The organism is Eremococcus coleocola ACS-139-V-Col8 (assembly GCF_000183205.1).
Lineage (GTDB): Bacteria > Bacillota > Bacilli > Lactobacillales > Aerococcaceae > Eremococcus > Eremococcus coleocola.
This window is the reverse complement of record NZ_AENN01000016.1, coordinates 81,691-104,506: the sequence shown is the minus strand read 5'-3', so window position 1 is coordinate 104,506 and position 22,816 is coordinate 81,691. Positions and strand designations below refer to the sequence as shown.

Genomic DNA, 22,816 nt, shown 5'->3' with positions numbered 1-22,816 from the left:
CCCAGGAGATTACACAGGAAAAGTTGAAGTAACTTATCCAGATGGATCAAGTGAAATCGTAGACGTACCAGTCACAGTTAAGGATACAACCCCAGGTGGGGAAGATCCAAAAGATCCAGAAAACCCAGGTGAAGAAGATCCAAAAGATCCAGAAAATCCAGGAACAGAAGATCCTAAGGATCCAGAAAATCCAGGAACAGAAGATCCAAAAGATCCAGAAACCCCAGGTGAGGAAGATCCAAAAGATCCAACTAAACCAGGTGCTGATCAACCAGGTTCAAATAACTCAACAGAAAACTCAAACACTTCAAACGCTGATTCAGCAACTCAAGCGGATAAAGCTGGTATGCTACCTGAAACAGGTGAAGAAATGTCAGCTCATATCTTTGGTGCTGCAGCACTTTCAATCCTATCAGGATTAGGACTAGTTGCTACTAAAGGTCGCAAAGAAGAAGAGTAAGAGTAATTGAGCAAGTATTAACGAGTTATTCGGGATACACAAAAAAGCTAAGCAACGATGTTGCTTAGCTTTTTTGATTTTTCAATTTGAGAAAACATGAAATATTAAGACTCTATGTCAAGTAATGCTGGTAAATAGTAATAGTTGCACTTGTAAATATGCCTTTGATTGTAGCTTAGAGGTCTTTGATAAAATTGGACAAGGTTAGGTGAAGGATGACCGCTTTAAAGAGAATATTGATCAATTCGATCAAGGAACCGCTCAATATGCTTCGGATGCGATGAGTGAATATTGCAGAGTGAATAAATAAGAATATGCCCCAGGTTAAGCCACCTGGGGTACTTTGATTTTTGTTAACATCACAAGGCTTTAGATATACATTTATTTAATGATTTGTGATATATTATCATTAAATTATGAGAAAAATCATTTGATCTTTTTAGGGGCAATTGTGATTGGATTAAACTGATTGATTCAAACCTTTTACCAAGGGAGTGGCTTGTTACAGTCACTTTTTTATAATTGAAGTTATGATGTGTGCTTTGATTATTTGACATCCTATTATATGATTTTATATTGAATCAATCATAGAAAGTGAGGGCATTACATGTCGAAAAATAATACCCCCAGTTTGTATTATATAGGTTTCCTATTAATTTTCTTATTAGGTTTTTCACTCGTGTGTATCTACTTTCCCTTGGATGCTACCTTTCTTACGGGGAACTTATTCCATTTGTATATTTTAGGAATTAACCTTTTACTTTTATTTGACTATAAGTTGCCCAATAAAAAAGCCATAGGTAATGCTATGTTATTGACCTATTTAATGGCTTTAACTGAAATAGATCGGCACCTGATTTGGGAATTCTATCGGTTTAATTGGTGGTCGCTTATGCCCATTTTATTAACCTTTCTGGCAAGTCTTAATTTTTTCCGTTTAAAAGAGGTTTATCCTGAGTCTGACCTCGTTTTTATTTCTCATGGAAAAAATAAGGCTTGGTTAATCAGTGTATTGATTGGGATCCTCTGTGGTCTACTTGGAGCTGGGATAAACTTTATTATAAAAATCAAGTATCTAGCCCCAACCCCTAATTGGTCCATCCATGCTTTGATACTTTCTTTAGATAGTGCAATTTTTGAAGAAATTGCGTTACGAACAAGTTTTTATACCTTAGCTCTCCATCTTTTTAAAGGAAATTTGACGAATAAATATGCCAATTACTTAACTTGGATTGGCATGATCTTACCTTTTGCTATCGATAGGCAAACAAACGTATTTATGAGTGAGGGCCTGGTTGCAGGTGTGATTTCTAGCTTGATTCTTTCACTTGTTTTTTATTTCATTTTTGCCTTTCTCCAACGAAAACGAGATATTCTATCGGCTATGGTGGCCCATGGGCTTGTTTCTGCAATTTATTATATGTTTTCTCAGGTGAATTTCTAGGAGAATTATCAGTGGTTTTTGACAAATAGAATGTAAAAAAGTAACTATCCGACTTAGGTCTAATTAATAAATCAAGACAAGTTCATATAATAAAGACAGTCAAGCAGTACTCAAAGAAAGGTGGTAAAATCATGGGAGTCATCATAAAAACCTTGAAAGCGCTATTACTATTTATCCTTGCTGGTATTTGTATTTTCTATTTAACAGGAGGTCGCTTTGTTTTGGGATCAAGTGTAAAAGAGATGGATACCCAAAACTTTGATAATTATAAAGATATCAAAGCGTTAGATATTGACTTGAATTTGAACGAAGTTATGATTGAGCCCAGTGATGAACCTATGATTGAAGTGGAGTATCCAGTGTATTCCAATCAAGCAGTGCAAATAAAGGTCAACCAAGAAGGCGATACCCTTCGAATAACAGATAGTGGTAAAAAATTTGCACATGTAGACTTTCCCTTCTTCCATAACTCTCTCGCTCTAACTACGGTGCGAATCCCCAAGGATTATATCCTAGATCAAATGACCTTTAAACTGGATATGGGGTCACTATCTGTATCAGAGGTTAAATCTCGACAGACTGCTCTTGACCTTCAAATGGGGTCTTTAACTGCAGAGTATGCTAATTTAGGTGCTTTAACCGCAGACTTAAATATGGGATCAATTGCATTTGATGAGGTCGAACTTGCTGGAGATTCTGACTTAGATTTAGATATGGGGAGTTTCGATGGTTCGATGAAGGCTAGTAAGGGTACTGTTAAAATGAAAGTATCCATGGGATTAGTTGATCTTGAGATGTATGATGGTAATTATAAGTATTTAACTGATGCAGATATGGGAGATATCTCTGTCAATAACGATGGCAACTCTAGTCAAGAATATGATGCTGTGATTGATATTAAGGCCTCAATGGGTAACGTGGATATTCAATAATTAAATAATAGGGAGTCCAGACTAATGACAGTTTGGACTTTTTTTATATAAGTGGCTGCATTTATCCTTTGATTTGCAATCTTAAAATTTTGGAATGAAAAGTTAGATGATTATATATAGCAAAATGAAACTGAGAGCAACTATAACAATTTTATTAGTTTATTATTATAATAGGAATTAGGTTGACTTTAGCTTCTTAAACTTTGTATTATTAATATGATTAATAAATTATTGGAAGATTTGTTGATGTATTATTTATTCTTGCTCTTAGCTATCCTAGCGCTGATCGGCTTCTTTGTCTTTCTCTTTCGTAAGATTAGACCTCTTTGGAAGAAATTATTGGGGCTTTTGGGCTCTTTAATTATGGTATTTGTGGCTTTGTTCTTTTTTGTATTTCCACCCTTTGGACAAATTGATTCTGGCGTGGCTGATGAGGTTGAGAGTCAGATAATTTATCTTAAGCATGAAACGGCCTATAAGGAATATGAAACGGAAAAAGGTCAGCGGGAAATTCCCGTACGAGTTTGGTGTCCTAAGAATAATTCAAAAAAATTTACCAGTCTTAATTTTCTCCCATGGGTCTTTCGGGATTGACCAGTCTAATGAAATTCTTTTCCAACAATTAGCTGCTAAGGGTTATCTAGTCATGTCTTTATCTCATCCTTACCACAGCTTCTTTACGACCCTATCCGATGGCAAAATTATCAATGTGGATACGGCTTATATGCAAGAAGTTCTGGCTCAAAACCAAGGGCTAAATTATCAAGAACGCTTAGATAATTTTAGAAAATGGGTGGGTTTACAGGTAGAAGACATGGCATATCTAGTTGACCAGTTAGAAGATAATCAACTCGAATCAATGATTAATCAACCCATTGATAAGGATACAATTTTCTTAGCCGGACATTCCTTAGGTGGGGCGGCGGCTTTAGAAATTGGACGCCAAGAGCCTCAATTATTTAAGGGAATTGTATCGTTAGAAGCTCCTTTCTTTGGGGATATTATCAGTGCGGATGAAAATCAATTTAATTTCATTGAGGAAGAGTATCCCTTGCCAGTCTTGCAAATTTATTCCGATGCCCTTTGGGATAAACTACCAGAGCTAGGGGATAGTGAGTATCATACGAATGTGAAGTTACTCGACGCCAATCAGGATAAATTTATTAATTATCATGTAACGGATGTGGGCCACTTAGGTTTAACTGATCTAAGAGTTTCCTCACCATTCTTAACCAACTTAATTGATGGGAATATCAATAGCAAAGACTATGAGGATGTCTTAGATGAAATTAATAATCAAATCTTTAAGTTTTTAGAGGATAAAAGTTAAAAACATATTTATTAGCCCCCTAAAATTGAGTTTTTATTCAATTTTAAGGGGGCTATATTTTATTGAAGTTTTATAGTCAATGATTCATTTTGCATACTTCTTTATTTATATTAAACATTCAAAAAAACTTAATTCTTTGGTCGGATGTAAGCTGAAATTTATTAGATGATGGTTAAATTAGATAAAGTACTTAGGTGCGATTACACTATCAATCAGTAGTTTTCTATCAGGAGAAAATGCCCAACAAATGGCTGGTTGTGCCGATAAATTGTGGGCAGCATCCTGCTTTGTGTCTGCGATCGGCCTGGTAATATCCTTGATTATTTTACGATTTTATAAATTAAATAATCATGATGTCCAATTAATGGCATGGTGTAATGCTGGGGAAATTAGTCGTCAAGAAGCAGAATGTCAAATGATTAATCAATACTAAGAGTAATAAAAGCTATGATAACGCTTTATTCCATTGACATATTTATGCTACAATAAAATAAAAAATAGTGAGGGATGCTTATGCAAGAAACATTATTTATTGTGAAACCAGATGGAGTTAAGCGTGGACTTGTCGGTGAGGTATTACGGCGAATTGAACGACGAGGCTTTAAATTAACGCGGCTAGAAATGCGTCAGGCTGACAAAGCAATTTTAGCTCGCCATTATGAAGATTTACTAGAGAAGCCTTTTTACCATCAAATTGAAAGATATATGATGGAAGGGCCACTAGTCGTTGGAACTTTCTATGGTCCGGATGCGGTGAAAACTTGGCGCAAGACTATGGGGGTTACAAATCCCGCCGAAGCTGATATGGGAACTATTCGGGCAGATTTTGCCATGGGCCCTGATGAAAATGGAGATATGCGGAATGTGGTTCATGGTTCCGACTCAGTTGAATCCGCTGAACGTGAAATTAATATTTGGTTTGGTGAAGGATAAATTTATCCTTAGAAAATTAAAATAACCTTGCTAATATGGTCCCCCTAAGTGGAAGTTTTAGGTCCAACTTTAAGGGGGACTATTTAATATTATTCGGGTTATTTTTTATTTACTCTCATTGGCAAAAATCAATTGTCAGCCAGACGTTCAAAGACAAATAGGTCCGGTTTGGATAGGTCAGCCTTATAGTAGTAGCCGTCTTCGCTAAAGTCTTTAATTTTTGCTAGATCAACAATTTGATGCTGGGCGAGAAATTTAACCATGCGACCGCGTCCTTTTTTGGAAATGGTTGAGTGCTTTTTGACCTTACCCTCTTTTAATTCTTGAAATTCAAAATCAATCCACTGGTAATCTGTTTGCTTGAATAGGCTAGAAAACTCATCAGAGGCTAGGTTTAGGATAGTCTCTCCTTTTGTAAAAGTTTTATTATAGACCGGTTTCCAATAAGCCTTTAAACTTTTTTTACCTAGCTTTAGCGAAGTAGTGAAATCTAAACGGTAGGGCTTTATGGCCTGATTAGCGGGAACTGGGCCATAAAGGGCAGATAGGATGGTTAAATGGTCATCAAGATAGGTTAGGGCGGTCTGATCCAAAGCGTCAAGGTCCATCCAGCGGTAGGCCAAACCATGGTACATATCGATAGCCTTATATGTTATGGTTTGATCAAAGGCCCGGATAAAGGCTAAATTTTCAGTCAAAAGCGAATCATTGATTTTGAACGCCTTTTTTAATTCACTGGGACTTAAATTCTTTAAGTGAGTCACAATTTCTTGGCTTTCAGCACTTAGCTGCCAGTCTTGAGCAAGTGGGTGAACTAAGTTCATTTCTTTGGCAGGGGAGATGATAATTTGCATACAAGACCTCCTTAGGGTGTTTAACTTATTATACAGGAATATAACGGAATTTGATATTTTTTATAACATTTAAGGAAAAATAAAACGCTCCCATTGCTTTAATGATAGGGTAATGATAAAATTAATATATAAATTTTGATTAAAAAGGAGCTTAGAAAAATGACTGAACATGCCCATAAAATTGCCATTCAAGATACCTACGGTGAACGTTTCCAACATTGTTGGGGTTGTGGCCCTAAAAATCCAGACGGCTTACATCTCCATACCTATCCAAGCGAGGATGGTGAAACGACTATTTGCCAAATTAAATCTGATCCACAATATACCGGTGGTGTTCCAGCAAACCTATACGGTGGTATGATTGCTATGATTTTTGACTGTCATGGGACTGCATCAGCCGCATGGTTTAACCACCATCAAAAGGGCTTGGAATTAACAGAAGATACCGTGATTGGTCGTTATATCACAGCAAGACTCGAAGTGGACTTTAAGAAGCCTATCCCAATTGATGCCCTGATTACCGTTACGGCACGGCCAGAAGAGATTGGTGAACGCAAGATAATCGTCAATATGGAAATGGAAGCCGAAGGAGTAATCCGTGCCAAAGCTCGAATGGTAGCCGTTGGCGTTAAGGATGATATGTAATAAAATTTGTTAAATATAAAATTTTAAATAATAGTTATAGGGAAAAAGTAATCGACGAACTTAATGATAGCAAACCAAATAAAATGAATGGATTAATGCATTCTGAACCACTGACAGTTTTGGAGAGAAATAGTCAACACTACAGGAGGTTTATGAGCAAATCGACGTTAATAATGCCATGTGTGTTCCAATTGCCGGTTTAGCAAGTTTAGGCGGTGCCGTCGCCTCTATAATTGTTTCTTTAAATTTATGGTGGTGGATTAATGAACACAAATGAGACATTTTATAAAGGTACCCAAGCTGCTTTGAAAGACTTCTACAGTCAAATGACCTTAGAAAACTATCAAGAACAAACAGATTTGATGATTAAAAGATTAGGAAAAATCCCCTATACTTCCCTAGAATTGGGGGCTGGTGTAGGATTAGCAGCTATTGACTTAAATCTACGTGGAGCTACTGTAACGGCGCTCGATTTTGATGAGACGGTTCATCAAATTGCTCAAGTCAATCAAGAAAAGTATGGCAGTCAGGTAGAGTTTATCCAGGCTGATTTTTATCAATTTCAACCATCTAAAAAGTTTGATTTAGTATATTATTTAGATGGTTTTGGCCTAGGCAGTGATGACGATCAATTGAAGCTCTTAAAACAGATTCATACTTGGTTGAAACCTGAGGGTAGAGCGTATATTGAGGTTTACCAGCCTGACTACTGGCGAAAAGCAGCGGGTCAGCAGATGGCTCTGGGTTCTGATTTTAAGCGAGTCTATGCTTTTGATGAGAAAGACCAGGCCATGGTAGATACTTGGACTCAAATATCAAGCAAGCAATCATTTGTCCAAAAATTAAGGTGTTACAAGCCGGACCGAATGAGCGCTTTGGCTAGTCAGGCAAATTTAAAGGTAGATGCAGTCTTTCCAAATGGTAAAATGGATTACAAGACCATGCAGTACTATTCAGAAGCCAATATTGATGAGTGTATGTCCTATGCTTTAATTTTAAGTAAATCAATTTAATATATGATAATTATGGATTAAAAAATTTGATTAATTGTCCAATTAGAAGCAGGTTAGTAATGGAAAATTCACAATTTTCTATCACTAACCTGCTTTTTCCTTGCCTATATTAATAGCTTATTTCTGAAGAAATGATAAAATATAGCTATAGTTATTTAGTAACAAAGGTGAGCCAATTCAATGATTTATATTAATAATTAACTATTTAAGTGAGGAAAAGGAGGGAGATTATGAATTTTCAAGAATTAGTTGATTTAGATTTTCAAGCGCTTAATTTTATTACCATTTCAGTCAGAGTGCTTATGGCGATAGTCGTAGGTGCCATTCTTGGTTATGAACGGGAAAAGTCGAACCGGTCAGCGGGTTTGCGGACCCATACCTTGGTTTGTTTGACGGCATGTACGGTGATGATGACCAATGTTTATGCTTATGATTTTTATGAAGCCTCGTCCGTGACCTGGATGGCAGCCCAGGTCATTTCTGGAATCGGTTTTTTAGGGGCGGGGACGATTTTGGTCACCCGAGGGAATCAAATTAGGGGCCTTACCACGGCTGCTTCACTTTGGTCGGCTGCTTGTATAGGTTTGACGATTGGTATTGGCTTCTATGAAGCGGCTATTGTTGTGACAATTGCTATCGTCATCATTTTGGTTTCTTTTAGTCCTATTAAAGACCGGATTCAAAGTCGGTCAGATTATATTGAAGCGCTTGTGGACTTATCAGGCGAGAATGCCCTCATGAATTTATTCAATTTCTGTCATCAAAAAGATATTCATATTTCCAGTCTCCACCCCCATGAATTACAGGGGCAGGCTAAGTCTTTATATTATTTATCGGCTAGTTTGAATGGGTCAGGTAGAGCTAAGTTTTTGGAAGAATTTAAATCAGAAACCGGCATTGAAATTACTTTGATTAGTAGCCAAATGGAATAAAGTGTGTCCAAGCTAAGGTCGCAAGATAACGTGGCGGTCAAGGTTAATCTGTAGTAATTACTATTTAGAATCTTTACAATTAAGACTTGTATTTGAATAAGAATTAACCTATAATACAAGTATAGAAAAACAACTTAATAAACGAACAAGCGGTGGAAACCCATGCAGCCGGATGATTGGCTAGTCGCCAATCATAGCAGTTCGCCCAAGAGCGCAATTGTGAGACGTATTACTATGTCTTATTTTTGCGATATTTTTTATTAAGGGTAAAAGATTATTTAGGAGGGATTACTATGGTAAAGTACTTTTTATCAACGCAATCTGGTCGTTTACTCGTCGCTGGAACACTTTTGTTTATTGTCGCTTATTTCTTGCCCCAACCCCTACAAGCCTATGTCACATATCTTGCAATGATCTTTTTAGGTTATGAATCGACTCATCACGCTGTCATCGATACCTTTGAAAAAAGAAAACCGAATGTTGATTTATTGATGGTCCTAGCTGCGGTCGGAGCGGCTTTGATCCATTATGAAATGGAAGGGGCCATGTTACTCTTTATTTTTAACTTAGCCGAAAACTTAGAACACTATGCCAACCAAAAATCTACCAAGGAAATTAAAGCCTTGATGAATCAAGTGCCTCAAAAAGCTAAGAAAATCCAAGCTTCTGGTGAAATTTTAGAGGTTGAAACGGAGAGCCTCCAAGTAGGCGACCGCGTTTTAGTCTCTAAAGGCGACCAAGTTCCGATTGATGGTTATGCAGACCAAGTGGTCCAAGTAAATGAAGCAGCCTTGACGGGTGAATCTGTGCCGGTAGCCAAGGAAGCGGGAGCTGAAGTTTTTGCCGGAACAGTCAATGAAGGAAATGCCTTTAATCTGGAAGTTTCTAAAGCGGCCGACCAGACCATCTTCTCTAATATTATCCGAATGGTTAAAACAGCCCAAGAACGTCCTTCCCGGGTCTCTAAACGTATTGATAAGATAGAACCTTATTATGTGACCGCTGTTTTATTATTAGTGCCATTTTTCATTTTTCTATTGATGCAATGGCAAGGCCTACCATTTAGAGAGGCCTTTTACCGGGGGATGGTCTTCCTAACGGTGGCCAGTCCATGTGCCTTGGTGGCTTCTGTGACGCCGGCGACCCTGTCTGCTATCTCTAATGGGGCTCGTCATGGCATTCTTTTCAAGGGGGGTGCTGCCCTAGAAGCTTTAGCTTCAATGTCTGTTTTATTAAGTGATAAGACTGGGACTTTAACGGTGGGGGACTTTGCCGTGGTAGATTCTCAAATGGCTGATCCTGCTTATTTAGCTCAAGTGATAACCATGGAACAAGAATCTAACCATCCGATTGCTAAAGCTTTAGTCACTTATTTGGACAAAATGGATATTCACCCTTTAAGTAAATCAGCTAAGGTTGAAGAAGTTGCGGGTAAAGGACTTAAAATGGGGGACCTAATGATTGGTAAACCGGCCAATTTTACTGAATTTGCTGACCCCCACAATTACCGCCAAGCTTATCAAGCCAACCATTCAGTCGTTTTAGTTACTGATAAGGATCAAATTGTCGGTTACTTTGCCTTATCTGACCAAATACGTCCCCAAGCTAAAGCAGCAGTGAATGACTTTAAAGCGGCCGGGGTGGATGTTCATTTGTTAACAGGCGACAATCTTCAAGTAGCTCAAGCTGTTGCTCATGAAGTTGGGATTGACCATGTTGAAGCTGGGATGATGCCGGAAGATAAATACAATCAAGTTCTTGATCTTCAAAAGACGCAAGCGATTGTAGGTATGATTGGGGATGGCATCAATGATGCGCCGGCCCTAGCTGCTGCAGATATTGGTATTGGTATGGGGGCCGGTTCAGCCGTTGCTTTAGAATCATCCGATGTGATAATTGCTAAGAACAACTTGCAAGAATTGCTCTATGCTTATCAAGTGAGTCACCATTTAAATCATATTATTAATCAAAATATGATTTTTGCGGTGGGGGTTATCATCCTTTTAATTAGCTTAAATCTATTTGGCGTTTTACCTCTACCTTTAGCGGTAGCTTGTCATGAAGGGTCAACGATTTTAGTTATTTTAAATGGCCTTCGCTTATTAGCAGGCAAACCTCAAGGAAAGAAATAGTAAAGTTAAAATAAAAAGTCCTCAAAGTAGGAGACTGGGTCAAAGGGTCCAGTTTCCATTACTTTGAGGATTTTTTAAATGGAGCAAGGTAAAAATCGAGTCCCGCTTATTTTTCTAAGAGGTCATTGATTTGTTGACTGAGTTGGTGGCCAATATCTGTTTGGCCCACCATTTTCCGGGTTGCCCGTTTAAAAACAATTTCTTGTTGTGGAAGTTCTTCTTGGAGATTTTTGATTGCGTTTGCCCGGCTTGTAAATGGGTGGTGAGCCACTAAATAGACTTCATTTGAGTTATCAATCAGGGTGTAGCCAGCTAAGCCAGTCTCTTTTTGGTAGGCCCGGGATAAGCCCCCATCGATAACTAAACACTTGCCATGGGCTTTAATTGGACGCTCACCTTTTAAGGCTTTAACGGGGGTATGACCATTAACAATGTAACCTGATTCATCTAAACCAAATTCTTGCAAGAGTTTAACACAGAAGTCTTCATGATTACGGAATTCATAATAAGGATTTTGGGGTTCTTTATGGGTAGTCTTATCTGGAATGAAGTATCGTTCAAAGGTTTTCATCGTTTTCTTGCCAAAAAGAGTTGACCCTTCACCACACCAGATATACCATACCAGATCGGTGGCATGATCGTCGGTAATTTCAGGGTGGTTATAAGCTTCATGAATGGCTTGATCATAGAAATCCATTAAAGATCGACCTCTATAGGATTTGCCTTGGAATGTCACTGGCATAAAATCGCCATTCGGTAGACAAGGCATGCAACCGTGGAAAAGTAGGTTCCCATTATTCAAAGTATAAAGTTGGCCCAGACTCATTAAGAAGTCAATATGTTTTTTGAACCGTTTAGAGTGTTGGAGTTGATTGGCAAGGTCCAAAATTAATAGTTCTTCACCTAGGGTTAATTCGTACGGTTTTTCTGGATCTACTAATTGGAAACACCCATTTTCAATGGGGTAGGTTTGACCATCAATTGTAATCTGACTATAGTCTTCATTCATAATATGTAATTGTTTGCGGTCATCCATCTTAAAGTCGGGACGGCGATCGATGATTTGACCTTCTAGTTTAAATTGGATGATTGAGATAGCCTGGTGCATTTTGGTAATCGATAGGAATTTATCGGGACGAATCGAATTTTTATCAATGCCTCTTGGATGGAAGGCGGGGTTATCTTCATAGTATTTATCCGCAAATTTAGCAAGACGCGATAAATCAATACCATAACCTTCTTCTAACAAACGAATATGACCATAGCGTAAGGAAATCCGTAAGGCGATAGCTAAAAGAGCGAGGGAACCGGAATAAGCTCCAATCCAGATGATATCATGGTTACCTAATTGTAAGTCCATGCTAGGCACTTCCATCAGGGCATCAATAATGGAATCTGGATGAGACCCCCGGTCGTAGATATCACCTAAGATATGCAGGTGATCTACTACAAATTGCTGAATAACCCGAGCTAGACTGACCGCAAAGTGGGAGGCTAGGTCCAAATCAATGATCGATTGGAAGATAGCGTCATAATAGGCTTGTTTATTTGAATCTTGGTCGTATTGATAAAGGAGTTCTTCCATAATGTAGGCATATTCTTCTGGTAAGGCTTTACGTACCTTGGACCGGGTATATTTACTTGAAACATGGCGGGTGACCTTAACCAGTCGGTTCAGTAAGACCTTCCATTGGTCTGAAGAATACGTTTTATTCTCAATAAATTCTTCGGGATAATAAATAGTAAAACAGAGAATATTTTGTTCTTTCTGGGTTAATTCTCCCGAGAATAATTCAGCTATTTTGATAGAAATGATACCCGAACATGATCGTTTAAGATGGTCAAAGGCTTCAAATTCACCATGAATATCAGAAATAAAGTGTTCTGTTGCTTTAGGTAAGGCTTGAATGGCTTTAAGGTTAATAATTTCTGTTAAATCAGCCGAATTTTTACAACTTGTCATAGATAGGATCCAACTCCTTTTTATTTGTTTAAACAGATTATAACAGAAAAATTTTATTTAGGATATATTTTCTGTGACTTTAAGCCTGATATGTTATACTGACTTATATAAGCTGAAATGGAGTGATAGAATGTCTGTGATTAATGATAATTTTGTTCAACTTTTAAATAGTAAAAAGGTGCCACTTAAAAGCCAAGAAATTGAAAATGGACATATGTTACATCGTATGAATTTCCAAATTCAAAAAAATCGTGCCTCAGCCATTGAAGTAATTATTCAGGGTGGTCAAGATGACTATGCTGATGCCCAAGTAATCTATCGTAATATCTATAATATGAAAGATCGGGCGCAAGAAGGTCAAGCTTTAGAATTAATTAACCAGCTTAATGAAATGCGGACCGGTTATTATAATCTATTTTTAGCTGGCGATGGCGAAATCTTTTTAAGGACCTTGATGCGGGTGGGTCAAGATCCAGAACCTCTTTATCAAACCATGATTATGGGATCTGGCATTGCTCGAAACTTAGTTAAAGAATTTGAGACCAGCCTCGATGGCAAAAAAGCGTAGGTAGTTCTTGTGATGAATCGTTTACTAGTAAAATATCCAGCCTTAAATTATGTTTTTACGGTTCTTTTGATTTTATTTTCATCCCTTTGTTTTGGGGTGTCCTTGAATTTATTCTTAATTCCGGGTCATATTTATTCTGGTGGTTTAATTGGTTTCGCCCAGTTAGTAACCTATGCCTTGGAAAATCTTCTCCCCCAACCTATCATGGTGCAAACTGGTACAATTTACTTCTTAATGAATATTCCAGTTATCATCTTATCCTGGGTGCAATTAGGGCGTAAATTCACCCTCCTAACCCTAGTTGTGGTTGCCGTATCATCTTTAGCGTCAAATATAATCCCGATTACTCAAATTTCATCCGAACCCTTGTTGAATGCCATTGTCGGCGGGGTGATTGCCGGTGTGGGGATTGGACCCTTAATTCGTTATGGGATGTCCTCAGGTGGTCTAGATATTGTTTCAATGGTTATTCACCGTAAGACTGGGATGAATGTGGGCTCTTTGAACTTTATGATGAATATGATTATTATTGGCTTTTCAGCGGCCATTTATTCGCTAGAGTTAGCCCTATTTACTCTAATTTCTATGTTCGTTACTTCTTATATGATTAATATCATCCATACGAATGAAGAACGTTTAACTGTTTTTATCGTTACCAGTGAGGTTAATCCAGTGGTTCAGTCAATTTATGCCAATCTTCATCGGGGAATTACTATTTTGGATGCCTACGGGGGTTATTCTAATTCGACACGAAAGGTTTTAATGGTTGTGATTAACCGGTATGAACTCTTCGACTTAGAAATGGCCGTGGAAGAAGTCGATCCCAAGGCCTTCGTCAATATTATTAAATCAATCCGGGTTAATGGTCATTTCTTAACCCGGCAGCAACAAGAAAGAATGGATAAAATGAAAGCCGGTATGACAGACAGCCGGAAATTTTACGAATCCTAATTTATAACAATTCGGGGAGCGGGCAAAAAGCCCAGCTCCCTTCATTTTTTATTCGTGCTTTTTGATATATTTAGTTTTTGGGGTGGGAATAATCTAGAGTTTCTGGCAAAATCGGTGAACGCATGATCTCAAGTCCATCGCTGGATTCACCGAATACAATCCACCCATTCTAGCGAAAACCATAGAATATTCTTAACCTTCCGCTCAAATTTCCTTCATCTTTGAGACGATTTTTATAAGTCGATAATAAAAAAGCTTGGCCTACAATTAGCCAAGCTTTAATTATTTTTTATTAAATGATTATTTCAGATTAAAATATTCTTCCAAGAATAAGGCTAAGCCATCTTGGTCATTGGTATAATCGGTCACGGCATCTGCCACAGCTAAAACTTCTGGCACAGCATTCTTCATGGCTACCCCTAAACCGGCATATTGGAGCATTTCTAAATCATTATTTTCGTCTCCAAAAGCCAAGATATTTTGGAGAGGAATATGATAAAAATCGGCAATGGCTTGGACGCCGCGGTTCTTATAGATTCCTGCATGAATGACTTCTAGTAAAGGTAAAACTCCACCCCAAGTTCTAACGGAAACACTATCCCCATAATGAGCAATAATTCTGTCTTCAATGACCTTCATATTACTTTCAGCACAAAGAATAGTAAGGGCAGTCGGATTATCTAAAAGGGATTTACGGTTCAGGCTAGCAATAAGATTGGAATCCTTTGGGAAAAAGGGACTGTCTGGAATATTTAGGTTGGAAGAATAAAGTTGTTCTTTTCCTTCAGCCAAGATCATGTCAATTCCTAACTCATCCTGTTTGGTTAGCAAATCAAAGGCAATTTCTTTATCCAATTCATAATGATATCCGCCTAGCCAAGCTGGTCGACTAGGATAATGGCAATAAGCACCGTTAAAATTTACAATGGGATTATCTAAGCCGATTTGGCGGTATATATCACGACTATTCCGGTAAGGTCGACCGGTTACAATACAAACTAAATGACCTAATTGGTCTAATTTGCGTAGGGTTTCAATCGTTTTTTCACTTAATTGGGATTGGTCGTTTAAGGTGGTGCCATCTAAATCGATGGCAATTAGGTGTTGTTGCATGCAGCTACCCCTTTCTACTACACTTTATTATAGCGAATTGTTGGACTTTGTAAAATTTTTTTACTATATTAAAGTAAATCTGTGAATAGGGAGAAGTCGACCATGTCAGTTGAAATTATTGAAAAAAAAGTTGCATCGATACCCCTCTTAGAGTTTGTTGCCCAAGAGGGGATAGACCAAGCGCGACCCTTAGTGGTCTTCTATCATGGTTGGACTTCCTGCCGTGAAGAGTGTGCGGCTGCTGGTTTTGAGTTAGCCAAACAAGGCTACCGGGTGCTAATACCAGATTGTCTTCATCATGGCCTGCGCCGTCAAGAAGACCTTCCCTTTGATAACCAAGAATTTATTGAAACCATTTTGGCGAATGTCAAAGAATTTCCGTTATTAGTCGCAGCCTACCGTGACCAGAACTTAATTAAGGATGACTATGTGGCGGTTGCAGGGATTTCAATGGGAGGGATTACTTCTTGTATGCTCCTTAGCCAAAATTTTGGAATAAAATCGGCTGCAGTCTTAATGGGTTCACCCCAACTCTTAAAATTAGCCCGTCATTTAATCCGGATGAATCAAGATGATAGTCAGTTGAATGCCGAAACCTTATTACACGACGAAAATAGACTCTTGAAAGCCTTGGGTCTTTACCAAGAATTTTTTGCCTTAGACTTGTCATTGCATAAAGACAATCTAAAAGATATGCCACTTTATTTCTGGCACGGCTGCAAGGATCATTTTGTTGAATATAATCTAACCGAGGAATTCATTAAAATGAATGTCAAAAAACCTTTTGCAAATTACTTATATTTTGACCCTCAAGTTGGCAAGGCCCATCAAGTAGACTATAAAGAAGTATATAAAGCAGCAATCTTTTTAGGTCAGGCTTACCTTTATAAAGATGATAAAAAAGAAATTTGGACCCACACGGTTGACTTAATTCGCCAACGTTATCAATTTATAGATTTTCAAAGTGAGGAGGGGTGAGGTGTCTCGCGCTCAATTACTAACCCATACCATTAATTTAAACCATCTGAGCCCGGCGCCAGTCGGGCATTGCCAATTACTTTTACTTATCGAAGTAGCCCAAAGTCATATTGCGACGGATATTCGAACTGGCTTTCCCCAACTGATGTTAGCAGATCGTCGCCGACTCCTAGAGTATGTAGAAGATATCTATTTAACTCGTACGTCACAGATAAAGATAGATTTATCCAGTCTCTTAAGCTTTATAGAAGAAATAAAACAAGAGTTACCTAGCTTTGTTAATCAGCTAGAAGGAATTAAATTACAATCCTTATCCTTTGATTTCTTCTTAGACTTATATGATGACCAGGCCTCTCAATTAACTGATGGAGAAAAGTTTGACCAAAACCATAAAAACATTTGACCTTTTTTGACTAAAGGTATATACTAAGAATTGTTAAAAGTTATAAATAAGCTTTTAGCAATTTTTTTAGAAGAAAAAGTTTGACTTTATTTGACCAATATCAAAGTTACGAGAAAGGTTGTGACATGATGATTGATAAAATGACTACGACCATGCAACAAGCCATTGGCGAAGCCCAACAAATTGCGATGCGTCGTCATCACCAAGAAATTGATTTACCGCATTTATGGTTGGTTTTCTTACAGGCAGACCATTTTGCGAAACACTTATATGATGAATTAAATATTGATACCGAGGCCTTTAAGCGTCTGGTTGAGAATGAAATTGATAAAATTGCGGAAGTTTCCGGATCCAATGTGAATTATGGCCAAGCCATTAGTCCACGGATGAATCAATTAATCGCGGATGCGGGTCAATTAGCTGAGGACAATGGGGATAAGTTTATTGCCACAGAAATGGTCCTCTTAGCTTTAATGAAACAAAAGCATAATCCGCTCACTGAGTTTTTGACCCAACAAGACTTAAAGGAAGCTGACTTAAAGGCTAAGATTGATGAAATTAGAGGAGGCGATCACGTGACTCAACAAAATGCTGAAGAAACTTATGAAGCTTTGTCACAATATGCCGTAAATCTTAATGAAGCGGTAAAAAATAATAAAATGGACCCAATCATTGGGCGCGAGGAAGAAATTCGTGATGTCATCCGGATTTTAACCCGTAAAACCAAAAATAACCCAGTCCTCATCGGGGAACCTGGGGTGGGTAAAACGGCCATTGTTGAAGGTCTAGCCCAACGGATTGTCCGTAAGGATGTCCCTGATAACTTAAAAGATAAAGAAATTTACTCCCTAGATATGGGGGCCTTGATTGCCGGGGCTAAATACCGGGGTGAATTTGAAGAACGTTTGAAAGCAGTTCTTAAAGAAGTCCAAAAATCAGAAGGCCAAATCTTGCTCTTTATTGATGAAATCCATACCATTGTCGGGGCAGGTAAAACGGAAGGATCTATGGATGCGGGCAACTTATTAAAACCAATGCTTGCCCGGGGTGAACTCCACTGTATTGGGGCGACGACCTTGGATGAATATCGGCAAAACTTTGAAAAAGACAAAGCCTTGGAACGTCGTTTCCAAAAAGTTTTGGTTAAAGAACCAGATGTGGAAGCGACCATTACGATTTTGCGGGGCTTAAAAGAACGGTTTGAAATCCACCATGGGGTAAATATCCATGATGGGGCTCTAGTGGCAGCCGCAACTTTGTCTAATCGTTATATTACCGACCGGTTTTTACCTGATAAGGCTATTGACTTGGTTGATGAAGCATGTGCTACTATCCGGATGGAATTAAATTCTGTACCTTTGGAAATGGACCAAGTTAATCGACGCTTGATGACCTTAGAAATTGAAGAAGCAGCCCTCAAAAAAGAAGAGGATGATGCTTCAAAACGGCGTTTGGAAATTCTCCAAGAAGAATTAGCTGACTTAAGAGAACAAGCCAATCAATTGAAGATGCGTTGGGAAACTGAAAAGGAATCCATCAATGCTCTCCGCAATAAACGTCAAGAATTAGACCAAGCTCGCCATGATTTAGAAGAAGCTGAATCAAATTACGATTTAGAAAAAGCAGCTCAACTCCGGCATGGTATGATTCCGCAATTGGAAAAAGAACTTAAAGCCTTAAATGAAGCAGAACAAGAAAATGACCATAAGCTAACCCAAGAATCTGTGACTGATGAAGAAATTGCTAAAGTGGTCGGTCGTTTGACGGGTATTCCGGTTTCTAAATTAGTCGAAGGTGAACGGACTAAGTTATTGAACTTAGATAAGGTGTTAGCTCAACGCGTGATTGGCCAAGACCAAGCCATCGAACGGGTCACTGAAGCTGTCTTACGGTCAAGGGCTGGTATCCAGGATCCTTCTAAACCAATTGGTTCCTTCCTATTCTTAGGTCCAACTGGAGTCGGTAAAACTGAATTGGCTAAAGCCTTAGCCCAACAACTCTTTGACTCTGAAGACCATATGATTCGGATTGATATGTCCGAATACATGGAAAAACATACCGTGTCTCGTTTAGTCGGAGCCCCTCCAGGATACATTGGTCACGAAGAGGGCGGCCAATTAACTGAAGCGGTCCGTCGTAATCCATATACCATTGTTTTGTTAGATGAAATTGAAAAAGCCCATCCAGATGTCTTCAATATTCTCTTGCAAGTCTTGGATGATGGTCGTTTGACCGATTCAATGGGGCGGACAGTTGATTTCAAGAATACCGTCGTGATTATGACGTCTAATGTTGGGTCTCATCTCCTCTTAGAAGGGGTGGATGACCAAGGTCATATCGAAGACCAAACTACCCAACAAGTAAAACAAGTCTTACGACAACAATTTAAGCCAGAATTCTTGAACCGGATTGACGACATTGTTATGTTCTCACCATTAACCCGGGCTAATATGTCTAAGATTGTCTTGAAAATGGTGGCTTTACTCCAAAGCCGTCTTCAAGCACAAGATATTCACTTAGATTTGACTGACCAAGCAGTTGAATGGTTGGCGGATTCTGGTTACGATCCTTTGTATGGTGCACGGCCACTCCAACGCTTTATCACCAAACAGTTGGAAACGCCTTTGGCCAAAGAAATTATTGCTGGTAAAGTGATGCCGAACTCAACCATTCAGGTTGACTATGTGGATGATCACTTGACCTTTGACACCCAAGTATTAAATCCGACCCTTTAATCGGTCTAATTGAATTAGCAGAGCTAAGCCTAGTTTTTTCTCTAAGAAAAACTAGAAGCTGGGCTCTGCTTTTTGTTTAAAGGGAAAATAAATGAAAAATTGATGTTCTTGCTGGAGCTTATGATAACTTTGATGTTATAATATTTTTGAAGGGAGTTGCCTTATGAAAAAAGATGATCGGCTCGACCGACTATTAATTAAATATATTATTTTTATTGCTTTTATTATCTTAATTTTACTTAACCATCAAGTAATTCTTGCTTTTTTCCGTACTGCTTTGAGTGTCCTCAAACCAATTTTTATTGGTGGGGTCCTGGCCTTTATTTTAAATATTATTATGAAGCAAATTGAGAAAATTTATTTTACAGAATCGGATGCAAAATGGGTTAAAAAGACCCGGCGTCCGGTCTCCTTATTCTTGGCGATTATTACCGTGCTGCTTGTTTTGGTTTTTGTCCTAAATCTGGTGATTCCGCAATTAGTGTCGGTCGTCTTAGAAATCGTCAATGCGATTCCTAAGTTGGTCAACCAAGTTCAAAGTTTTATTGTCGACCATGAGGATTTCTTCCCACCCTTGGCACAAGCCGCCGAAAATTTTGACATTCAAAATATTACGGGCCGTTTGGTAGGATTCTTAAATAATCTTTCACAAAATCTCATTGGCGGGACTTTAGCGACGATTACTACGACTTTAAGTGGAATCGTGAATGGAATCTTAGCTCTTATGTTAGCTATTTATATTCTCCTTTCTAAAGAGAAGTTGGCTGAACAATTTAAGCGCTTAGGCCAAGCTTACCTACCAGCAACCTGGTGTCGTCGTCTCCATTATGTCTTAGACGTAGCCAACCGGTCTTTTACAGGTTTTATCGGAGGACAATTAATTGAAGCCCTCATTATTGGGTCGCTAGTATCAATTGGGATGATGATTTTCCGTTTTCCCTATCCAAGTATGATTGGAGCCTTAACGGGTGTGACAGCGGTGATTCCTGTTCTAGGTGCCTATATTTCTGGGATAGTTGGTTTTCTCTTAATCTCAGTTCAGTCTCCTTTACAGGGCTTAGCCTTTCTGGTTTTCATTATAGTGTTACAACAAATCGAGGGTAATATTATTTATCCAAAAGTAGTTGGCGGTAAACTAGGTCTACCTGCCTTATGGATATTAGTGGCTGTCACAGTTGGCGGTGGTTTATTTGGAATTGTGGGAATGCTTTTCGCCGTACCAATTACTTCTACCTTGTATACCTTGATTAAAAATGATGTGGCTTATCGTGAAGCGCAAATGCAACCGATAAAATAAATTGTCTAAAAGTACTTGAGAGGAGAGACCTATGTTATTTTTTTTCTTTCTCGGAATATTACTTGTGGTAACCGCAATTTTTATTCGCCCCTCATGGCTTTTTGGTATTTTATCCCTAGTTAGTTTTGCCGTATTTTTTGAAGTTTGGCAGAATGGCTGGAGTGATTATTTATTTTTTGTCGCTGGGATTTTTGTCCTTGTCTTAGAATTATTCACACCTACAGCCGGCCTCCTCGGCTTTGCAGGCTTAATTTTAGCTGGCTTTGGATTATACCAATCGCTGTTGACCCTTGAATACTTTTTGACCCTAATGGTGCTTGCTTTAATCTTTGCTGGTTTTCTTATCTACGCTTACTTAAGGGGTGGTAAGGAACCAGTCATGGCGGGCAGCTTAGTTTTAAACCTGAGCTTGAACCAAAAATCTGGTTATTCCAGTCACGATGATTTAAGTAATTTGATAGGAGCTCGTGGTCGGGTTCTTAATGATCTTCGTCCCGTCGGGCGGGTAGATTTCTCTGGGGATTTTCGTCAGGCCATTAGTCAAGAAGATTTAATTCGCGCAGGCGAGTGGGTTCGAGTGGTCAAAGTTTCTGGTGCGCAGATTTATGTAAGGAAGGAAGTAGAAGATGGATATTAATATTGGGTTAGCTGTCGTTTTAGTCCTTATCTTATTTTTATTGATTTTATTTTTCCACTTTGTGCCTGTAGGCTTGTGGATTACCGCCTTTTTCTCTGGTGTAAAGATAGGAATTGGTGATTTGATTGGGATGCGGATCCGGCGTGTTTCACCAGCCATAATTGTTCAACCCTTGATTAAAGCCACCAAGGCAGGCTTGAGTCTAAATACCAACCAGTTAGAAGCTCATTACCTAGCCGGTGGGAACATTAACCAAGTTGTCGATTCATTAATTGCGGCGCAACGTGCAAATATTGACCTAGAATTTGAACAAGCAGCAGCCATTGATTTGGCAGGACGGAATGTTTTTGAGGCCGTCCAAGTATCGGTAAACCCTAAGGTGATTGAAACCCCAATTATTGCTGGGGTGGCTCGTAATGGGATCGAAGTAAAGGCCAAGGCTAAAGTAACGGTTCGTGCTAACATCGAACGATTAGTCGGTGGGGCAGGTGAAGAAACAATTATTGCCCGGGTTGGTGAAGGTATTGTTACCACGGTTGGTTCGGCCGAAACTCATTCGGTTGTTTTAGAAAATCCCGATTCAATTTCCCAAACTATCTTGCGTAAAGGCTTAGACTCTGGTACAGCCTTTGAAATCCTATCCATCGATATTGCGGATGTTGATGTCGGCCGGAATATTGGGGCTAAATTACAAGCAGACCAAGCGGTGGCTGATAAGAATGTAGCTCAAGCTAAAGCAGAAGAACGTCGGGCTTTTGCAGTGGCTGAAGAACAAGAAATGATTGCCGAAGTCCAACGGATGCGGGCTAGGGTCGTTGAAGCCGAATCTGAAGTGCCGCTTGCCTTAGCAGAGGCTTTCCGGGCAGGAAACTTAGGTGTGATGGATTATTATAACCTTAAGAATATTCAATCTGATACAAAGATGCGGGAAGCAATTGCTGAAAATGGAACGGATACTGATTCTGACAGTACCCAACAAATCCAAGAGTAGGTGAGAGGAATGCTTTTTGACAGATTTAAAGACTTGATCGATCAAGCAAATGTCCAGTTAGATGCTTTACAAGAGGAGTATAAACGCCAAGTGGCTGCGTCACGTTCACCCAAACAGACGTTAAGACAAGAGTTAATTAATCTTAGTCAAAAAAAAGCCAAAACAAATCTAGCCCCTGCTTTAAATGATATTAAGGCAAAACATCGGGATGCACTTTTTAAAGAGGTTGATCAGTTATTAGATTTGGATTTAGCGGAATCCAAGGATTTAATGGCTCAAGTGGATGACCTCCTAGACCAAGACCTCAAGATAAAGGTGTCACAAAAGGTTCATAAGGCCAAGCGTGAGCTTAAGCAGTTGGAAAAAAAGCCACAGCTGAGTGCAAAAAGTCCGGTTAAGCCGGTGGCGGTTAAACGGAAAAAACAGGTTGCTAATATCCAACAGGCAGTGATTTGGTCTGAAATTTTAAATCCACCGCTTGCAAAGCGGTCTAAACGGTTTTAAG

Annotated in this window: 23 protein-coding genes; 20 read left to right on the top strand and 3 right to left on the bottom strand. The window is 38.8% G+C overall.

What is annotated here, in order from left to right:
• The 7 genes from HMPREF9257_RS06645 to ndk all read left to right on the top strand — a co-directional run.
• Window positions 1-460 (top strand): Rib/alpha-like domain-containing protein (locus HMPREF9257_RS06645; protein WP_006418696.1); only part of this gene is annotated, 460 nt, incomplete at its 5' end.
• A 208-nt stretch (window positions 461-668) separates the two neighbouring features.
• Window positions 669-770 (top strand): TipAS antibiotic-recognition domain-containing protein, encoded by a 102-nt coding sequence (locus HMPREF9257_RS09585; protein WP_342610064.1) that lies wholly within the window; start codon window positions 669-671, stop codon window positions 768-770.
• Window positions 771-1,067: 297 nt separating this feature from the next.
• Entirely contained in the window at window positions 1,068-1,904 is an 837-nt protein-coding gene (locus HMPREF9257_RS06640) for a hypothetical protein (protein WP_006418663.1), read from the top strand.
• 221 nt (window positions 1,905-2,125) lie between these two features.
• A complete protein-coding gene (locus HMPREF9257_RS06635; protein WP_176686288.1) occupies window positions 2,126-2,836 on the top strand; it encodes a DUF4097 family beta strand repeat-containing protein in 711 nt (236 codons plus the stop codon).
• A gap of 484 nt (window positions 2,837-3,320) precedes the next feature.
• The gene (locus HMPREF9257_RS06625; RefSeq protein ID WP_176686287.1) at window positions 3,321-4,166 is read left to right on the top strand and encodes an alpha/beta hydrolase; all 846 of its coding nucleotides are present in this window, start codon (window positions 3,321-3,323) and stop codon (window positions 4,164-4,166) included.
• A 247-nt stretch (window positions 4,167-4,413) separates the two neighbouring features.
• Window positions 4,414-4,599, top strand: coding sequence for a hypothetical protein (locus tag HMPREF9257_RS06620; protein ID WP_006418657.1), 186 nt, complete (start codon window positions 4,414-4,416; stop codon window positions 4,597-4,599).
• A gap of 80 nt (window positions 4,600-4,679) precedes the next feature.
• A complete protein-coding gene (ndk, locus tag HMPREF9257_RS06615) occupies window positions 4,680-5,099 on the top strand; it encodes a nucleoside-diphosphate kinase (RefSeq protein WP_006418695.1) in 420 nt (139 codons plus the stop codon).
• A gap of 128 nt (window positions 5,100-5,227) precedes the next feature.
• Here the strand turns inward: ndk and yaaA are convergent, their stop codons facing one another.
• Window positions 5,228-5,953: a peroxide stress protein YaaA gene (gene yaaA, locus HMPREF9257_RS06610; RefSeq protein WP_006418615.1), complete on the bottom strand. Its 726-nt coding sequence runs from the start codon at window positions 5,951-5,953 to the stop codon at window positions 5,228-5,230.
• Between the two features lie 159 nt (window positions 5,954-6,112).
• Between yaaA and HMPREF9257_RS06605 the strand changes: the two genes are divergently transcribed.
• The 4 genes from HMPREF9257_RS06605 (at window position 6,113) to HMPREF9257_RS06590 (ending at window position 10,675) form a co-directional block, all read left to right on the top strand.
• Window positions 6,113-6,598, top strand: coding sequence for an acyl-CoA thioesterase (locus HMPREF9257_RS06605; protein WP_006418635.1), 486 nt, complete (start codon window positions 6,113-6,115; stop codon window positions 6,596-6,598).
• Between the two features lie 263 nt (window positions 6,599-6,861).
• Complete coding sequence (locus tag HMPREF9257_RS06600) at window positions 6,862-7,611, top strand: class I SAM-dependent methyltransferase (RefSeq protein ID WP_006418643.1); 750 nt, start codon at window positions 6,862-6,864, stop codon at window positions 7,609-7,611.
• Window positions 7,612-7,841: 230 nt separating this feature from the next.
• A complete protein-coding gene (locus HMPREF9257_RS08805; protein ID WP_006418669.1) occupies window positions 7,842-8,543 on the top strand; it encodes an MgtC/SapB family protein in 702 nt (233 codons plus the stop codon).
• A 293-nt stretch (window positions 8,544-8,836) separates the two neighbouring features.
• Window positions 8,837-10,675 carry a heavy metal translocating P-type ATPase gene (locus HMPREF9257_RS06590; RefSeq protein ID WP_006418664.1) on the top strand — a complete coding sequence of 613 codons (1,839 nt, stop codon included), beginning with the start codon at window positions 8,837-8,839 and terminating at the stop codon, window positions 10,673-10,675.
• 106 nt (window positions 10,676-10,781) lie between these two features.
• On the opposite strand, the gene HMPREF9257_RS06585 is transcribed toward HMPREF9257_RS06590, so the two are convergent.
• Window positions 10,782-12,638, bottom strand: coding sequence for a fructose-bisphosphatase class III (locus tag HMPREF9257_RS06585; RefSeq protein ID WP_006418674.1), 1,857 nt, complete (start codon window positions 12,636-12,638; stop codon window positions 10,782-10,784).
• A gap of 130 nt (window positions 12,639-12,768) precedes the next feature.
• Here HMPREF9257_RS06585 and HMPREF9257_RS06580 point away from each other — a divergent pair, with 130 nt between their 5' ends.
• Together HMPREF9257_RS06580 and HMPREF9257_RS06575 are read left to right on the top strand one after the other, a co-directional pair.
• Window positions 12,769-13,206, top strand: a complete 438-nt coding sequence (locus HMPREF9257_RS06580) for a hypothetical protein (protein WP_006418688.1) — start codon at window positions 12,769-12,771, stop codon at window positions 13,204-13,206.
• A 12-nt stretch (window positions 13,207-13,218) separates the two neighbouring features.
• A complete protein-coding gene (locus HMPREF9257_RS06575; protein WP_006418692.1) occupies window positions 13,219-14,157 on the top strand; it encodes a YitT family protein in 939 nt (312 codons plus the stop codon).
• Window positions 14,158-14,457: 300 nt separating this feature from the next.
• Here HMPREF9257_RS06575 and HMPREF9257_RS06570 read toward each other — a convergent pair whose 3' ends face one another.
• Window positions 14,458-15,270 (bottom strand): Cof-type HAD-IIB family hydrolase, encoded by an 813-nt coding sequence (locus HMPREF9257_RS06570; RefSeq protein WP_006418681.1) that lies wholly within the window; start codon window positions 15,268-15,270, stop codon window positions 14,458-14,460.
• Window positions 15,271-15,372: 102 nt separating this feature from the next.
• On the opposite strand from HMPREF9257_RS06570, the gene HMPREF9257_RS06565 reads away from it, so the two are divergent.
• The 7 genes from HMPREF9257_RS06565 to HMPREF9257_RS06535 all read left to right on the top strand — a co-directional run bounded on the left by HMPREF9257_RS06565 (window position 15,373) and on the right by HMPREF9257_RS06535 (window position 22,815).
• Window positions 15,373-16,248 (top strand): alpha/beta fold hydrolase, encoded by an 876-nt coding sequence (locus tag HMPREF9257_RS06565; protein ID WP_006418679.1) that lies wholly within the window; start codon window positions 15,373-15,375, stop codon window positions 16,246-16,248.
• A 1-nt stretch (window position 16,249) separates the two neighbouring features.
• Window positions 16,250-16,651, top strand: a complete 402-nt coding sequence (locus tag HMPREF9257_RS06560; RefSeq protein WP_006418670.1) for a hypothetical protein — start codon at window positions 16,250-16,252, stop codon at window positions 16,649-16,651.
• Between the two features lie 125 nt (window positions 16,652-16,776).
• Window positions 16,777-19,386: an ATP-dependent chaperone ClpB gene (clpB, locus tag HMPREF9257_RS06555; RefSeq protein ID WP_006418630.1), complete on the top strand. Its 2,610-nt coding sequence runs from the start codon at window positions 16,777-16,779 to the stop codon at window positions 19,384-19,386.
• 163 nt (window positions 19,387-19,549) lie between these two features.
• On the top strand, window positions 19,550-20,683 hold the full coding sequence (locus tag HMPREF9257_RS06550; protein WP_006418624.1) for an AI-2E family transporter: 1,134 nt from the start codon (window positions 19,550-19,552) through the stop codon (window positions 20,681-20,683).
• A 31-nt stretch (window positions 20,684-20,714) separates the two neighbouring features.
• Window positions 20,715-21,320: an NfeD family protein gene (locus tag HMPREF9257_RS06545; RefSeq protein ID WP_006418655.1), complete on the top strand. Its 606-nt coding sequence runs from the start codon at window positions 20,715-20,717 to the stop codon at window positions 21,318-21,320.
• Window positions 21,310-22,311, top strand: coding sequence for a flotillin-like protein FloA (floA, locus tag HMPREF9257_RS06540; RefSeq protein WP_006418684.1), 1,002 nt, complete (start codon window positions 21,310-21,312; stop codon window positions 22,309-22,311). The genes HMPREF9257_RS06545 and floA overlap by 11 nt, the downstream gene beginning before the upstream one ends.
• 9 nt (window positions 22,312-22,320) lie before the next feature.
• Window positions 22,321-22,815, top strand: coding sequence for a hypothetical protein (locus HMPREF9257_RS06535; RefSeq protein ID WP_006418709.1), 495 nt, complete (start codon window positions 22,321-22,323; stop codon window positions 22,813-22,815).
• Window position 22,816 lies beyond the last annotated feature (1 nt).